This window comes from Pedobacter sp. (genome assembly GCF_041645105.1).
Classification (GTDB): Bacteria; Bacteroidota; Bacteroidia; order Sphingobacteriales; family Sphingobacteriaceae; genus Pedobacter.
In genome coordinates this window covers 387,127-402,234 of sequence record NZ_JBAZQQ010000002.1, presented here as the reverse complement: position 1 = coordinate 402,234, position 15,108 = coordinate 387,127, and the positions used below count along the sequence as shown (strand labels likewise).

Here is a 15,108-nt window from a genome sequence, read left to right as displayed (position 1 = left end):
TAACTATCTCTTACCCACATTTATGATCTGCTGAATGACCAATGAAATTATTACGACAAGCAAACAGCCAATTACATTAAGCCATAAATACGCTACAACATCAGCACGTCCCATGATCACGATAATTGCTTCAGTTAATAGCGCAGCAATAAATACAGCCTTTCCATTTACTTTTTTTACATAAAATGCAACAAGGAAAACCCCGAGTATGGTACCATAGATATAAGATCCCAAAATATTTACTGCTTCCAATAGATTACCGATTTTACTGGCATATAATGCCATTATGATACATATTACTCCCCAAAATACGGTTGCCAGCCTCGATGCCTGTAGATACTGATGATCTGAAGCATCCTTTTTAATCAGCCTTTTGTAAATATCAATCACAGTTGTTGAGGCCAGGGAATTTAATGCACTTGCAGTAGAGCCCATAGAAGCAAGAAAAATAATAGCAATCAATAACCCGATTAATCCCTTAGGCAAATACGCTGTAACAAAACTCAAGAAAATATAATTGTTATCCTTAATATTTGCATGCTCGTCATTCTTAAGCATTAAATCCGTCACTTCTTTTCTGATAGACTTTTCTTTTTCATCAGCAAGCTGCAAGGCTGTTCTTTGCTGGTCAATCAATGCTTTATCATCAGCATTAAGTGCATCATTCATCTTATTGACTTCAACCTGTTTTTCTTCAAAGACACGGTTATAATCAGCTTTTATTTTATTTAACTCTGGCGCATACTTGCTATTTTCCAGTTTATTTAATTCGAAACTGTTGAAAAATACAGGCGGTCGATTGTATTGATAAAAGGCAAATACAAGAACACCGATTAATAGAATCAGGAATTGCATAGGTATTTTTACCAATCCATTCATCAATAATCCTAATCGGCTCTGACTAACAGAAGCCCCTGACAAGTATCTTCCTACCTGACTTTGATCTGTTCCAAAATAAGAAAGTTGTAAAAAGAAACCTCCTATTAACCCTGTCCACACCGTATACTGATTATTCAGGTCAAGTTTAAAATCAATAGCATTTGTTCTACCCATTTTACCTGCAATACTAATAGCTCTTCCAAAGCCAATATCTCCTGGAAGCAGATGTACTACCATTATTCCTGCGGCAAACAGACCACAAAATATAATACTCATTTGCAACATCTGGGTATAAGAAACAGCTTTAGTTCCTCCGTAAACTGTATAAAAAATCACCAAACTACCAATAAACAATGTCGTATAAGTAGTATTGATATTTAATATCGTAGATAAAATTATTGAAGGCGCATAAATGGTAATTCCGGTAGAAAGTCCTCTTTGAATTAAAAACAGGAATGCAGTTAATGCCCTCGTTTTTAAATCAAACCTTTGCTCCAGATACTCATAAGCGGTATAAACTTTTAAACGATGAAAGATGGGAACAAAAGTGATACATAGGACAATCATGGCCAATGGTAGCCCAAGATAAAACTGTACAAAGCTCATTCCAGAAGAATAAGCCAGACCAGGAGCTGATAAAAAAGTTATGGCACTGGCTTGCGTAGCCATTACCGACAAACAGACATGATACCAAGGTAAAGACTGATTACCAAGCAGATAACCCTGTATATTTTGTGCCCCACGACTTTTATATACACCGTAAACAACAATTACAACGAGTGTAATGACTAATACTGACCAATCTATAACACTCATCCGAAATACACTGTAAATACGTAAAAAATTATAATCAACAATATCAACCAGCCAATCAGCAAGCGATAAAACTGTTTCCAGGTCTTAACAAAAGGAGGCAGATCTTGTTCCTTTTCATCTATTGGTTCCTTTTCTATCATATCCTTAGCAACAGTTATGTTTAATTACTTTTTATTAGATAACAAGTTTACAAACAAGCGGTAGGCCCCAGGTACGCCAGCAGGTAACTGTCTGAAAAAAGAAATACCTGTATAAACAAACCTGCCTTTACCATAGTTCGCAACAATTAATGAACCTGTTTTAGCAGTTTCATTGGTATCATTCATGCTTAAAACTGAAGTATATTTTTGATCAGCATCAGTAACAAAATAAAGTCCACGTTCCTGGATCCAACCTTCAAAATCCTTATCCGTAATCTTGTTAGGATAATTTAAAATATCATTTTTAGGAGTCAATATACGTACGTTAGCATCTTCTTCGGTAACTCTATCACGCGACAAACGGAAAGGATAAGGGCCAATATTGTCGATCTTTAAAGGATTGTTTACATTATATTGAATCAATAAATTCCCGCCGTTTTCCACATATTTCATGAGTTTAGGTTGCATGCTCTTTATCTGATCATTTACATTATACAACCTAACCCCAGCAACAATCGCATCAAAAGCAGAAAGATCTGAATTGATTACCTGGTCATTTGTCAGATTTATCACTTCATAGCCGATTTGTTTTAAAGATTCTGGCACTAAATCTCCTGCACCTGCGATGTAACCGATACGTTTTCCAGCAAATTTTAGGTCAACTTTATCCAGCCTTGCTTCCGAGTAAGGGAAAAGCGTTTGAACCGGAATATGTTCATAATTGATCACACGTAAGCCTTTGTTATAAGTTTTACCATCAACCGTGACATTCAACAAAAGACTACCTCCAATAGTATTTCCGGCAGGCGTAATGGTAAAAGTAAGTGATTGCTCATCCCCTTTTTTGATCAAATTAAAATCAACTTTCTGCGGATTCACTTTCCATCCTGTTGGCAACTGTGGCACTAATATTCCTGAAGCCTGATCTTTAAAGCCTTTTAACAACACGGTAATAATTTTTGGCTCATTACCATTAAATATAAAAGCTTTTTCAGAAAGAGTAGCCGTCACCGGAGGAGCAATAACCAAAGGCTGATAAACCTCTCCACGCACCTGGTCTGTATATTTATAGATCACCGCACGTTTCTTTTCAATCACTTCATCACCAATCTTGATCCTAAAAATTGCAGTTAGTGCTGGCCCATTTTCCGGCATTCCAATCTTACTAAGTGAATCTACTACGAAATAACCTAGCGGATGCTTTTTCTCCAACCAGTAAGCTTGTGTAGTACCAATATTGGCGTTAACAATTTCTTTATCCCTGCTTACAAACTTATTAGGTAATAAATCGAATTTAATCCCCGTATTTTTTTCTTCCAAACTAACAGACAATGGAAAATCAGAAGGCACCCTTGAGATGCCTTGTACTTTTACACTTACAGGCTCAGCCAAAGCATAAGAAGCATTAGTTGCGGCACTCTCAAACCAGATTCCTGCACAAGCAAGAATCAAGTCATCTAGCAATTCATGCTTAAAGACTTTGCCTTTTACCAGTTGTCTTAACTTGATAAGACTTTTAATGGATCTGGAGGGATTAGCAGCATCATAATTCTTATTAATTTCTTCCAGCAATTGCTGTATAGCAGCATTATCAGGTATTCTGTTTAAGCTGAAATCAACACCATCAAAGATATCACTGGTTGCTTTTTCACCAGCTACCGGTGTAAAATATTCTATTGAAGTCCCACGTTGTCTTGCTGCACCAAAACCCTGGCTTCTGTGGTTAGATCTACTTTCCGCAGCAATTTCACCATAACTTTTACCTAATAAAGGATTGTATAAGCCTACGTCAATCTTCATCTGATCATCTGCAGTAGTATTGTTCCCTCCAAAGTTAAAAGTGTTCCATACAATACGCTTGGCTTTCCAAGGCTTAACCAGAGTGAGCTGTTCAGGAAACTGTTTAGGATCAGCTGCGGCAACAAATGCTTCACGAGCAAGAATTGCTGAACCAGAATGGTGACCATGTCCGGCACGTCCATCTTCCGGGAAACGGGTAATGATAACATCAGGCTGAAATTTACGAATCACCAATACTACATCGGAAAGGATTTTTGCCTTATCCCATATCTTGAAACTTTCTTCTGGATTTTTAGAGAAACCAAAGTCATTGGCACGTGTAAAAAACTGTTCTGCCCCATCCGTACGACGTGCAGCCAGCAACTCTTGAGTGCGGATTAATCCCAGCAGTTCTGCCTGTTCATTACCGATCAGGTTCTGTCCCCCATCACCTCTGGTTAGCGACAAATATCCTGTTCTAACTTTTTTCTCTTTGGCTAAATAACCTAATAAACGGGTATTCTCATCATCGGGGTGAGCAGCAATGTACAATACACTACCAGTAACGTTTAAGGCTTCAAGGCCTTGTTTAATCTCAGCAGCATTTAATTGCTGCATATTTTGTGCAGTTGCAAAAAAAGGAGTAACCGCAATAAAAAAGAGCGTGGATAAACGAAACTTCATATTCTGATTTTAAATGAGGTTGTCATAAAAACTAAAATACAGTCTTCAAGACAACCTCCGAAATTAATTAAAATCATTGAGATGAAGTTCAAAAGCGAATTAAACTCCGTAACAATCCTGCAAGATTAAGTAATGTTAGAGTAATATTTTACTACTCACTTCTTTATCTACAGTGATAAAACCAGGATATTTAACCAGGGTATTTCCTACTTTAATACTGGGTCTGATTTTAAGTGTCAGAATTCCTTTCTTTTCAGGGCCTCCATTTTTTCCACCCTTAAGAAATTCAGCAATCTCTCCCATTACTTTGCTATTTGAAACAAATGGATAAACGTTTATTTCCATATCAACAGGTACAGTAGACGATTGTCCCGCAGCAACATTTAAAGGTTGATTTACAAAACCTGTTGCCAGCTCCTGTCTGTTAATCAAAATTTTGTATTCAAACTCATTGATCGAAGCATTATCACCTGTTGGATTTTTAACCTCCAGATTTAAACGACCTCTTAGTGGAACATCTTTTCTAAGCAGTCCCAAAGCTAAGCTTGGTAAACTTCCTAAATTGATATCACCCTTTTCGATCATTTTCTTCACATCAGCACCGCCTAAGGTAACCTGATCGGCAGAAGTGATTCTATAGGTACACTTTTCAAGCGCTTTTATTTGTTGTGCTTGCTTATTGATACCACAACTTGATATAACGATAGCCGTAAGGCATAACAGCATTATTCTCTTCATAACAGCTATAACGGTATTTGATCTAAAATAATATCTGCTTAACGTTTGCGGCTATATAAACTTTTGCTGATCATTTGATCAATACTATATTTTCCAGGTCCTGCAACCAATAAGAAAACATAAACCAACAGGTAATGTAACCCCATTTCTTTTTTATCAAAGCCATCAGCTGCATGCACAATAAATACTGCTATCAGCATCGTAATAATTAATGGAATAGTAGCCAATCTTGTAGCAAAACCCAATAATAAAAAAATAGAACAAAAGAACTCTGCAAATACTGCTAAATACAATGATGTTGCCGTACCCACTCCTATTGGATCACCAAATTGAATTTCTCCGCCTGCAGTAAGCATTCCTAGTTTTTGATAACCATGAACCATCATAAAAGATGCAATACCTACACGTAAAATAAGCAACATAAAGTGGAGCGCTTCTTGATTCAAATTGGTGTTAAATAGTCTTTTCATAAATTGAAATTATTGTTTATAAGTTAATGTGGATAATGAATTATTTATTTTTGTTTGTGAGTGATATATTGATTATACTAGAAGTGATTTAATAAAGCCTGATACTGCATCCTGTAAGATTCGACGGTCTTGTGCATTGGGTTTCCCTTCATTCCGGATCATTTGAATCGACACTAGTCCATGAAGAATAGATAAATAAGTATGATATTTAAGGAATACATCAGCCTCAGGGTCTGGACTTGCTTTGATGGTATCTTCAATAGTTGAAATCATTACTGTGGTCATAGTTTTCATTTCCACAATTTGATTTACCCTTTCACAGGCAGGAATTCCCAAGCCAAACATCAACTGATAATATTCTTTATGCTCAAAAGCAAAATCCCAGTAAGCATGAGCTATAACTTCCAGCTGTTTTGCAGGTGCATTATGTTGCATTTTAACATCATTCATAGCATCTGCTAACTTCTGAAAGCCCTCTTTAGTAAACTCAAGCAATATGGCTTCCTTATTTTCGAAATGGTTATAAATAACAGGAATACTGTATTCTATAGCATCAGCTATTTTTCGGATAGATAATGATTGCCAGCCTTCGGTTAACACCTGATGCCATGCCGCCTCCAGGATACTTGCTCTAAATTCCTCTTTTTGCCTGATTTTACGTTCTGCAATCCCCATATACTATGTATTTTTATTAACAGTGTTAACAAAAGTAATAGTTAAAACAGTTTTACAAAACTATTTTACATTTTCTGACATTTTTACCATAAAATTATTTGTATGAAACAAAGGATAGTCAAGCTCTATTTATGGATGAAACGAAAAGTTAAATTAATGCGAGGTGCAGTTGGGATAATTGTTTTAGGTAATCTATGTTCCCATAGATGCTGTGTTTCAGCTTTCATAACTAATAAACTGCCATGAGTAAGATCAACAGAAATAATGGGAATTTTATCTATGAAATGCCTAAACTGAAATATTCTAGGGGCACCAAAACTTACAGATGCAATGAAAGGGTATTTTCCCAGTTTCTTTTTATTATCGCGATGCCAGCCTAAGTTATCGGCTTCAGTCCTGTAATAACTAAGTGTACAACTGTTAAATTCCACATCGAATTTACTTTCAATATATTCTTTGATTGTTTTTAATTCCGGAATCCATAGCTGAGCATTCATTACAATTCCACTATGGTTATAGCTAATACCTTCATCACCATAAAAAGCTGTATACCTTGGCAATAAGGTGCTTTTCCCAAATAACTGTATTTTTTCCTGTTTCCAATTCGCCGTCTTTATAATATGATCGAAATACCTGTCACTTTCGTCTTCATTAAAGAAACCAGGGTAGAAAAAGGCTTCTCCTGGGATTGGTAACAAGTTTAAATGATCCAGGTATAGCGACTTATCCATGAATGTAAATATACTAGATATATTTTAAAGGTAAAAAAAGACTTTACCTCAGATAAAAAACATCGTTTAAACTACATTAGTTGCGCTTTTATTATTTATAAAAAAGATTAAATAAAATATTTGCGATGCTTTTTGCGATTCTTTTATAATAAGAAAATTAAGTATTAGCCTTAACATATTTATATGTTAACATTAATTTATATTTGAAGATTAAGCAAAATTCAACCTCATTTATTTTTGCCTGTTTCAAATACTCACTCAAAATAGGTTTAAATTTTTCGATAAATCCATTCATATACTCATTATCTTTTCCTTTGATGTGTTTGTTATGATATTCATAGGTAAAATCAGTTAATGAAACTATTATCTCATTTTTTGATTCATTGAATGATATGAATTGTGATGGACTGTTATTACCTCGAATTATATGCTTATTGCTATAAACCCACTTGTAAGCAAGGTTATGGAATATTTCAAATCGTTGTGCTGATAATTCTGCATTATTCATACTTCAAAATTACTAATATTTTTAGTAAAATAGACAATGATTTAAAATTGTATATTTGTTATAATTACACCATTAACAACCTCATAATGACCACACCAACTAAACAAGATTTACAATTTGACTGTAAATTAAAAGCTAAAGTCTACAAACTGCTATAGATTCAGTTGTGAATTACAATTTTCAATCTGAATTTTTACTTCAAAACTTTATAAGATGTAAAAAAGAAAGCATTGAAGCTGTTGAAAAACTTCTTGAATATCTGGCATCAGATGATTTGAATAAGAAAAGGGGCACTATCAGACCGACTGTAACCCCTTTAAATTAACGCTCTCACAATAAAGTTAGTGATTATTTTCTATTTTACAAATAACCCTAAGCATGCTATGCAAATTGTGATAGATTATGGAATTTTATAATCTGCATGAATAAATCATTTGGATTGTGGGCATGAAAGGTTGGGCTTGAAGCCAATAAAGATACCGTATCATCAGAATCCCAGGAACAAGCTATTGATGGAATATTAGCCCTCTTAGAAGCGATGATATCAATAGCACTGTCACCTGCTGATATTGTTCTTGCTGGGTCTAACTGATAATCTCGTATTGCTTTTAAAAAAGGCTCAGGATGAGGTTTTAAATTAGGTTTTACATCATGGTAACAAATTTTCCCTCCAACGTTCCAACCAAAATAATCAACGATTCTAGAGCAGTAGCTTGACGGCGACATTGTTACTATAATTATATCGATCGAATTTCTACTTAAAAAATTAAAAAGATCATCGATCTTATCATAACTTTTTAGCTTTTGTATTTCACCATATATCTGATTCCAACGACCATTTTTTCTAAGATCAGCTAAGTGTTTTGTATCAACCAATGTTTGATCAAGATCGAATATCACAGAAGGCCTCATAATAATGAAGATTGATTGTCAGGTTTCTGTTTGTTACCTTTATCTTTCTGGGATTGAGAAATTAACATCTTTAATAGCTTGTTTGTTTCCTTTTGTTCATCCGTAAGCTTTAAAATGAGTTCTTTAATTTCATCTAAACTAGGATCTTGTCCAGAAATATTTTGTTTTATATTTTCAAAATATACTTCTATCGTTTCTGTACCACTCGGCTCATGTTTCTTATTATCAACTGCCTTTTCCAGACCTAATGGTGATAGACTATCATTTTCAGAATTGTTTTGATCGAAAGTATTATTTGAAAGTTTTACATCCTGATCATGAGTGTATGAGCCTAATTTGTACTCATTTTTTTCAATATTATTCACTTTAATATCTGGGTTCATTTTCAAAATAAAAGAGTTAATCTGATCAGAGTTACCCAATGAACTTGCGCCACCCTCAATTAAAAAATCATTCCCCTTTATCTTATCAAAATCTCTCATATGCTTAGGATGTCCTGTTAAACATGCTATTGGCATATCCATTTTCTTAGCTGCTGCTACTGCGTGCATTGTTCCCCCTTTTAAACCAGTTTCAATAACAATTAATCCATCAGATAGCCCCGATTGAATCCTATCACGCAAAACAAGTTGTTGACGAAAAAGCTTTACCCCTGGTTCATACTCAGATAATAAACTACCTCCCGTTTCAATTATTTTTTCCGCTAAATATTTATTTTCAGCTGGATAAATACTATCTACACCACTAGCTAAAACCGCTACTGTCGGCAAATTTTTTTCTACTGCACCTAAATGTCCTGCTGTATCACACCCAACAGCCAAACCACTGATAATAGTAAAATTATTTTCAGCAAATATTCCTGAAATTTTTTTCCCAGCTCTAACCCCAAAGTCACTCGGTTCACGGGTACCAATTATAGCTACCGAATTTTTGGCAGTAATTGAGTCTATAGCCCCCTTTAAGTAGATTATAACGGGAAAATCAGTCAATCTCTTCAACTTATAAGGATAGTAATCTTCATTATAGTTTATAGCTCTAATATTCAATTTCTCACCATACTCTAGAACTTTTAATGCGTAACTATGTGCGGTTTCTAATTCCTCCAATTTGGGAACTGGAAGCTTTGCATTTTTAATTTTAAGCTCTGAAATTGCTTCATGTAATTCTCCGATATTGGAAAGTTTATACGCAATATTATCATTAATAAATTTTACTGACACCTGTCCAATCTTAGGTGTTTTAAGTAACGTCAAAAGATATTCTGTTGTTAATTTCATTCTTAATTTATGAAGTCTGTCCTAAAGCAAAACAATACACATCATTAGCACCTGCACTTACTAATAATTGTTTACACGCCTTTAAAGAGTTATTAGTTGTCGTTACATCGTCCAATAACAAAATATTCATCCCTTTTATCAATTCTAAGTTTTCAATCTTTAGGGAATCTAATTGTATCTGAATACTCCTATTTCCTCCACTGGCTAATTTATCTATTTTTTTATGCCTAACAATACAATGTGTACCGTCAATTCTGTTTTTAATTTTTGCAATCATTGAACAAAGCTTTCTAACACCAGACATTTGATTCTCAGGATCACTGGAAGGCACATAACAGATTACGAGTTCATCAGTTGATATTAAAGGGTTTAGACGATTATAAAAATAAATAATTGCACCACTTTCACCCTTTTTTAAATTTAAGATATTACTACTATGGTTATCAAACGCTGGATTTCTTTCCCCATCCAACCAATATTTTTGGTAATAATCGAGAAAATGAAACTTACTTGAATCAAAATATTTTTCTGCAGTAAAAACACTTCTTTTAACATTGACATTATTAGTCTGAAAGACTTCTTTTTTTCTTACTCCTTTAAAAAGCAGCTTTTTCCCTTTAATATTTGTAAGCTCCCCTTCAAAACTATCCTCCTTAATTTTACCAACGTACTTAGCAAAAGTATTAATATTGATGATAACCTTATCTCCCTCTAAAACCCATTTGACAATTCCAGCTATCTGTCCTCCATTTTTCTTCATTAATGTTGCAGTCCCTCCATTATTAAAAACAATATGTCTCTCATCAACTATTTTATCAGGTAAAAGTACTGTACTCAATTCCAAATGCCATTTAGATCCACCTAGGTTTAAGGCAGAAGTCTTCGGCACCTCATCAAAGGTTAAGGGGGAGAGACTTTTCAAATTAATTTCCCAAATAGTCCCCTTTATGTTCTTAGCTTCTCCAATAATCTCACGATTTACAAGCTTTCCTCGACACTCAACATAATTATTATATTTAATAATTAAGGCATCACCAGAGACAGCCCATGTACCAATCATATATTTTTTGTTTTCAATTGATATACTTCCGTTAGAGTTGAATGTGAATATATCTGGATCAAGCTTACTTTTATATTCATGAGTTATCCGCCATTTAGTATTATTAAGTAATTTTTCAGAAAGCATTATATTTGGTTTTTTGGTCAAAAATTAACTGTCACTCATAAAGTTAAAAAAATAATCCCCAAAAATTTCTTCAATTTTAAGATATCATTGTTATATAATTTATAAGTTGCGCCAAAATTTAAAACAAAGTGATTCTATTACTTATTTTTTATGATATTAGTGGATATGACATTTTTTCAGATAGATAGATAATGAAAAAGCTAATACTATTTTTTATTTTTTCTTACGGCACATTAAGTTACGGACAAAGACTAACCTACGATGATCTAATTTTTGGCCTAACCAATTCTATTGGAAATATAGAAGACAGAATGTTAACTAAACAGTTGCCATTCACCAGTGCAAAAGCATTAACTTCTTCAAACCCACACAACATAAATCATACATTTTCTAAAAACCACCACGATTTAAGTTATTTGGCTTACACCGTATGTATTTTCAGGGGTACAAACCATAATACATCTATCACAACATTAAAACTAGATGAATTTATCAAGCTTAGAACACAGATCAAAGGATTAGGTTATCAACTTATTGAGACAATACAAGATGAAAAAGTTTCTACATCATCTTACAAAAAAGGAAATTTCGAAGTGGACTTTGAGGTGTCAAATATTGACGATTACAAAATGTATACTATTACCCTACTTGATGCTGCAAAGACGAAGGAAATGTATCGCAAAGTTAACACAATGGAAATGACCATACCCGATAGAGATTCATCGACATTGATTGATTAATATTGGAATTGGAACATTGTAATTACATGAACACACAAGTACATTCATAGGCATTATAAAATTAATTAAAAATGACAGCGGCAGAAAAACACGAAATACAAACTGCTTTTGATCAAGCAACTTCTGCATTAACCAATTTAGAAAGGGTAATCGGAAACCATTATATAACACCATTTCAAAACATTAACATCTCAGAATTTAAGAAAATTCAAATACCAAAAAACTATATCCGAAAAGTAGCTTACTTTATTAAAGAATATAATTTAACCGAAATTGTGAATGAACATGTTAAAAGAAAAAACATTTGTTATTCCCTGCTTCAAAGTGACTTTCACAACTACCTAATCAATAGAATGGAAGTGTATGGTGCTGTAGAGTCATTGTTTCTTAAAATAGGTATAATCAATTTAGTTTCGATTATAGAGGCATTAATCGTATGTTCATTAGCGAAACTTCACCTATTTTGTGTAACGTGGGGAGATTCATCAGGTGACTTCGTATGTAAAAAACAGGCGAAATGTGGAGCATATATCAACAAGACGAATACAATAAGTTTTGAAAATGCTATTAAAATATTTTGTAGTAAAATCGCTCCTGACAATTCCACTTTAGAAGAAAACTTAAAAAAATTAAAGGATATAAGAAATAATGTACATATATCTTTGGTATTAGAATCAGAACATTCTAATGATGTTTATACCATAGGCAACTATAACCTGGCCGTAAAAACTTTAGAATTCTTTAAAACCAATCAACTCAGATTAATTAAAGAATTTGAGAGACAACAACTTCAAGACTGCTTAACGCTTCCATTTTGATTGATTATTTCAGCCTTAAAGTATCAGAAATATAAGTGTATCAAAATAAATCTAAAAACAGGAATGATACACGCACAAAAAAGTATCGCAAATTGTCTTAATTTTTAGATTTATGTAGCTAAAATACTTGCTGGTTAGTCGTATTTTGCTATAGACGATCTAAAACTATTCTGACATACTACTTACCTATTACAGGGCCGATAACCACATCTTACTTCCTTTTCCATTAAACTAGCAAAGTTCTAAAGACAACAAACATTTTCATATATTTAGTAAATTAACACTCCCAAAAGATATGTATATCTATCTCAAATTCGGGTCATTAAATAATATGACCGATCTATTAAAAAATGGAACAATTTATTGCAACCCTATTTCTGAATTTGCAAAACTTGATGACAGTTGTAGAAATGATAAAGATGAACTAACTACAATGATGGAGTATTCAGGAAACACAATCCTTTTTCTATCTGAAGATAGAGATTTTAAAAATCCAATAATTGTCGACTTAAAAAATACACGTTATAAAGAATTTGTCATTAAGCCTGTCGGAAACCTATTTTGCTTATTTACCCTAGATTTTAAAAACACACCAGACGATCACACCATCACCTTAGATGAGCAATTAAAAGAATTTGGAACGCATGTTGTCTTAATCAATGACAGCAATGAATTCGCCAAAAGAGTAGTAAATCAGTTAAACATGGATGGTATACAATTTAAACATGGAAAAATTGGATATAAAGACTTTTCAAAATATACTGGAAAAAAATCCTTTTTCTCGAAAGATTTAAAATATTCATATCAAAATGAATACCGCCTACATTTGTTAACGGCTAAGAATGAACCATACAAAATCAATATTGGAAGTATTGAAGATATTGCTGTACTAATGGAAACAAAAGATATCAAATCCATTAGAAAACGCAACCTCTAATAATCAACTCTAAATTTTAACTATTACGTATCATGGATATATTTCTAAAATTTGGATCGGAACGAGACATGAACGATCTTTTGTTAAATGGCACTATTTACTGCAAACCGATTAGTTACTTTGCACAAAAGGATGATAGTTGTCGATTTGACAAAAATGAATTAGTAGTAAGAATGCACTACCATGAAAATAGCATTATTCATCTTATACCAATTGATGAGCCTACAAAAAAAATCACCCTAAACGCTTCAAATTTACGCCACCGAGTAAGTCTAGCTAATCCTGTCGGCAATTTATACTGCCTATTCTTAACTACAATAGACACTTCATTACCTATTATTCATAGTCCATTTGATGCACGTCTAAAAGAATTTGGAACTCATTGCGTAGGAATTTTAAATAATACTGAATTCTTTCGCAGAATCTTTGATCAATTAAAAAAGAACAAAATAGAATACGGGAATGACGACATTACCTATAAGGATTTATCTAAATTTACTGGCAAAAAAGACTTATTTACTAAAGGCATAGAGTATTCATGGCAAAAGGAATACAGAATACAGTTAGTGACAGGTATAAATGAACCCTACGTATTTTCAATTGGAAGCATTGAAGATATTGCATTCATTATGGATACGGCAGACATTGAAAATAAGGTATTTGTTAACGCTTCCTTAATAAAGGAAACTTAATTTGATGGTATAATAGTCTAATCTAAATACTGTATTATAAGATTTTAAACCGATGAATATTCCTTTCCAAATAATATTTTGTAGTTGCGGATTAGATATTCATGTTGACGTTTAAAATGCAAGCTTAGACCACCGACATACCCCCTCTGTTGTTTTAAATAGGCATTGTATTCGTCAATATTAATAATTGCGCTTTTTATTAAACCTTGATAGTCATACATTCTGTCGATATCAATAAAATTGTCTAACTGTTTAATATATTTTTTATCGAGTACATTTACCTCATTAAAAAAACTCCGTACATCACCATATAGTTTTTGACTATTGATGTAATTTTTGACAAGCGATACTCTTGATTTGCGATACTCATCAAAATCACCATTAAAACTCTCAATATGTTTACTACTAAGTTTCTGGACTTCGATAAAGGCATCTTTTACAGAAAGTGAAATGCGTTCCTTGTAAACTTTAGAATTACTATTCAGTTCTATTAATTCACTTAATCTCCTTTGTTCAAAATCTTCAACAACACTTAACGTCGAATAAAGTTGGTTAAAAGCCTTCAACTTCATTTCATTCCTAAAAAGACTACTGAAAATACTTCCAAAGAAAACTTGATAAACAAGCTTATATTCCAATCCTTTTAGCGCATTTATGGCTGGTGTTGGAGAATAAAGAATTGTAAATTCGTTCGGGAAATCAATTGAAATATCTTCTTTTAAATCTTTAAATTCTATTGATTGGTTTGCTAAAAAATCGATGAGTAGCTCGTAATTTATCCTTATTAGTTCCTTATGATTCCACCTGGAAATTAATTTTGTTATAAAATATGAAATTCCTGAAAAGATATATCCAAGGATAAAAACTATCAATGCCGCACCTGTTGATATTATCATCGGAATGCCAATTTCAGTTGCTAAACCGAAATAATCACATAGATCAATCAAGGTGTGTTTCATAAAAAGCGTCATTTTGCAGTTTAAATAAACAAATTTATTGAATTTAGAACCATATCAAAATACCGTAAACCAAAGTTTAAACGGGTATCATAAAAAATATTGGTAACTCTACCCACTTGGGACAAGTTTTGCCAACTTGAAAAATCTAATGGTTTATATATAACATA

16 protein-coding genes are annotated in these 15,108 nt (G+C 33.1%); 4 read left to right on the top strand and 12 right to left on the bottom strand.

From position 1 onward, the window contains the following. Positions 1-3: 3 nt before the first annotated feature. The 11 genes from WC623_RS07940 to WC623_RS07890 all read right to left on the bottom strand — a co-directional run bounded on the left by WC623_RS07940 (position 4) and on the right by WC623_RS07890 (position 10,795). A complete protein-coding gene (locus WC623_RS07940) occupies positions 4-1,695 on the bottom strand; it encodes a sodium:solute symporter (RefSeq protein WP_372849720.1) in 1,692 nt (563 codons plus the stop codon). Further along, positions 1,692-1,835, bottom strand: coding sequence for a hypothetical protein (locus tag WC623_RS07935; RefSeq protein ID WP_372849718.1), 144 nt, complete (start codon positions 1,833-1,835; stop codon positions 1,692-1,694). Before WC623_RS07935 ends, WC623_RS07940 begins: the two co-directional genes overlap by 4 nt. 24 nt (positions 1,836-1,859) lie before the next feature. After that, positions 1,860-4,298: a PIG-L family deacetylase gene (locus WC623_RS07930; protein WP_372849716.1), complete on the bottom strand. Its 2,439-nt coding sequence runs from the start codon at positions 4,296-4,298 to the stop codon at positions 1,860-1,862. 135 nt (positions 4,299-4,433) lie between these two features. After that, on the bottom strand, positions 4,434-5,036 hold the full coding sequence (locus WC623_RS07925; protein WP_372849714.1) for a hypothetical protein: 603 nt from the start codon (positions 5,034-5,036) through the stop codon (positions 4,434-4,436). Between the two features lie 38 nt (positions 5,037-5,074). Beyond that, on the bottom strand, positions 5,075-5,506 hold the full coding sequence (locus WC623_RS07920) for a DoxX family protein (protein ID WP_372849712.1): 432 nt from the start codon (positions 5,504-5,506) through the stop codon (positions 5,075-5,077). Between the two features lie 72 nt (positions 5,507-5,578). After that, on the bottom strand, positions 5,579-6,181 hold the full coding sequence (locus WC623_RS07915) for a TetR/AcrR family transcriptional regulator (protein ID WP_372849710.1): 603 nt from the start codon (positions 6,179-6,181) through the stop codon (positions 5,579-5,581). Positions 6,182-6,306: 125 nt separating this feature from the next. Then, positions 6,307-6,912, bottom strand: a complete 606-nt coding sequence (locus tag WC623_RS07910; protein WP_372849708.1) for an alpha-ketoglutarate-dependent dioxygenase AlkB — start codon at positions 6,910-6,912, stop codon at positions 6,307-6,309. Between the two features lie 157 nt (positions 6,913-7,069). After that, a complete protein-coding gene (locus WC623_RS07905) occupies positions 7,070-7,420 on the bottom strand; it encodes a hypothetical protein (protein WP_372849706.1) in 351 nt (116 codons plus the stop codon). A 381-nt stretch (positions 7,421-7,801) separates the two neighbouring features. Further along, positions 7,802-8,332, bottom strand: coding sequence for an HAD family hydrolase (locus WC623_RS07900; protein ID WP_372849704.1), 531 nt, complete (start codon positions 8,330-8,332; stop codon positions 7,802-7,804). Beyond that, positions 8,329-9,609, bottom strand: coding sequence for a DNA-processing protein DprA (locus WC623_RS07895; RefSeq protein WP_372849702.1), 1,281 nt, complete (start codon positions 9,607-9,609; stop codon positions 8,329-8,331). The genes WC623_RS07900 and WC623_RS07895 overlap by 4 nt, the downstream gene beginning before the upstream one ends. 7 nt (positions 9,610-9,616) lie before the next feature. Further along, positions 9,617-10,795, bottom strand: a complete 1,179-nt coding sequence (locus WC623_RS07890; RefSeq protein WP_372849700.1) for a hypothetical protein — start codon at positions 10,793-10,795, stop codon at positions 9,617-9,619. 191 nt (positions 10,796-10,986) lie between these two features. On the opposite strand from WC623_RS07890, the gene WC623_RS07885 reads away from it, so the two are divergent. The 4 genes from WC623_RS07885 (at position 10,987) to WC623_RS07870 (ending at position 13,982) form a co-directional block, all read left to right on the top strand. Further along, a complete protein-coding gene (locus WC623_RS07885; RefSeq protein ID WP_372849698.1) occupies positions 10,987-11,535 on the top strand; it encodes a hypothetical protein in 549 nt (182 codons plus the stop codon). Positions 11,536-11,606: 71 nt separating this feature from the next. Further along, positions 11,607-12,353 (top strand): hypothetical protein, encoded by a 747-nt coding sequence (locus WC623_RS07880; RefSeq protein WP_372849696.1) that lies wholly within the window; start codon positions 11,607-11,609, stop codon positions 12,351-12,353. Positions 12,354-12,684: 331 nt separating this feature from the next. Then, the gene (locus WC623_RS07875) at positions 12,685-13,290 is read left to right on the top strand and encodes a hypothetical protein (RefSeq protein WP_372849694.1); all 606 of its coding nucleotides are present in this window, start codon (positions 12,685-12,687) and stop codon (positions 13,288-13,290) included. 32 nt (positions 13,291-13,322) lie between these two features. Further along, entirely contained in the window at positions 13,323-13,982 is a 660-nt protein-coding gene (locus WC623_RS07870) for a hypothetical protein (protein ID WP_372849692.1), read from the top strand. 44 nt (positions 13,983-14,026) lie between these two features. Here the strand turns inward: WC623_RS07870 and WC623_RS07865 are convergent, their stop codons facing one another. Beyond that, positions 14,027-14,941: a hypothetical protein gene (locus WC623_RS07865; protein ID WP_372849690.1), complete on the bottom strand. Its 915-nt coding sequence runs from the start codon at positions 14,939-14,941 to the stop codon at positions 14,027-14,029. Positions 14,942-15,108 lie beyond the last annotated feature (167 nt).

Bases quoted from the DNA above. Each gene is read 5' to 3' on its own strand.
- WC623_RS07940 (WP_372849720.1), bottom strand. From the start codon at position 1,695: ATGAGTGTTATAGATTGGTCAGTATTAGTCATTACACTCGTTGTAATT.
- WC623_RS07935 (WP_372849718.1), bottom strand. From the start codon at position 1,835: ATGATAGAAAAGGAACCAATAGATGAAAAGGAACAAGATCTGCCTCCT.
- WC623_RS07930 (WP_372849716.1), bottom strand. From the start codon at position 4,298: ATGAAGTTTCGTTTATCCACGCTCTTTTTTATTGCGGTTACTCCTTTT.
- WC623_RS07925 (WP_372849714.1), bottom strand. From the start codon at position 5,036: ATGAAGAGAATAATGCTGTTATGCCTTACGGCTATCGTTATATCAAGT.
- WC623_RS07920 (WP_372849712.1), bottom strand. From the start codon at position 5,506: ATGAAAAGACTATTTAACACCAATTTGAATCAAGAAGCGCTCCACTTT.
- WC623_RS07915 (WP_372849710.1), bottom strand. From the start codon at position 6,181: ATGGGGATTGCAGAACGTAAAATCAGGCAAAAAGAGGAATTTAGAGCA.
- WC623_RS07910 (WP_372849708.1), bottom strand. From the start codon at position 6,912: ATGGATAAGTCGCTATACCTGGATCATTTAAACTTGTTACCAATCCCA.
- WC623_RS07905 (WP_372849706.1), bottom strand. From the start codon at position 7,420: ATGAATAATGCAGAATTATCAGCACAACGATTTGAAATATTCCATAAC.
- WC623_RS07900 (WP_372849704.1), bottom strand. From the start codon at position 8,332: ATGAGGCCTTCTGTGATATTCGATCTTGATCAAACATTGGTTGATACA.
- WC623_RS07895 (WP_372849702.1), bottom strand. From the start codon at position 9,609: ATGAAATTAACAACAGAATATCTTTTGACGTTACTTAAAACACCTAAG.
- WC623_RS07890 (WP_372849700.1), bottom strand. From the start codon at position 10,795: ATGCTTTCTGAAAAATTACTTAATAATACTAAATGGCGGATAACTCAT.
- WC623_RS07885 (WP_372849698.1), top strand. From the start codon at position 10,987: ATGAAAAAGCTAATACTATTTTTTATTTTTTCTTACGGCACATTAAGT.
- WC623_RS07880 (WP_372849696.1), top strand. From the start codon at position 11,607: ATGACAGCGGCAGAAAAACACGAAATACAAACTGCTTTTGATCAAGCA.
- WC623_RS07875 (WP_372849694.1), top strand. From the start codon at position 12,685: ATGACCGATCTATTAAAAAATGGAACAATTTATTGCAACCCTATTTCT.
- WC623_RS07870 (WP_372849692.1), top strand. From the start codon at position 13,323: ATGGATATATTTCTAAAATTTGGATCGGAACGAGACATGAACGATCTT.
- WC623_RS07865 (WP_372849690.1), bottom strand. From the start codon at position 14,941: ATGAAACACACCTTGATTGATCTATGTGATTATTTCGGTTTAGCAACT.